This window comes from Microbacterium sp. PF5, from assembly GCF_004794315.1.
Taxonomy (GTDB): Bacteria; Actinomycetota; Actinomycetes; order Actinomycetales; family Microbacteriaceae; genus Microbacterium; species Microbacterium sufflavum.
Window position 1 is genome coordinate 1 of the sequence record NZ_SSDQ01000003.1, and the last position, 358, is coordinate 358.

Genomic DNA, 358 nt, shown 5'->3' on the forward strand with positions numbered 1-358 from the left:
CCTCTGGAAGGAAGCCAGTTTACGGCTTTGGGGGTATTACACGACCGTGATCGCGTGGTCGTGGGTGAGCGTCTGCCAAGGCAGCCCCGTCACCAGCGCACGCAATTGCTCGGGATTGAGCGCCGTGGCGATCGCCTGGTCGCCGTTCGTCCAGATGAAGCGCCCCTTGTTGAGGCGCCGCGCGGCCAGCCAGATGCCGAAGCCGTCGTAGACCAGCACCTTCATGCGCGTCGAACTCTTATTGGCAAACAGGTAGGCGTGGTGGGGGCGTGCCGCGCCGAACACCTTGACGACCCGCGCGAGGATCGTTTCGGTACCGGCGCGCATGTCCAGCGGCTCCACGGCCAACCAGATCGCG

At 65.1% G+C, this 358-nt stretch carries 1 protein-coding gene; it reads right to left on the minus strand.

Going from position 1 to position 358, the window contains the following annotated elements:
* Positions 1-36: 36 nt before the first annotated feature.
* Positions 37-358, minus strand: a 322-nt coding sequence (tnpB, locus tag DW297_RS00010; RefSeq protein ID WP_136028477.1) for an IS66 family insertion sequence element accessory protein TnpB, incomplete at its 5' end; no start/stop codon positions are given.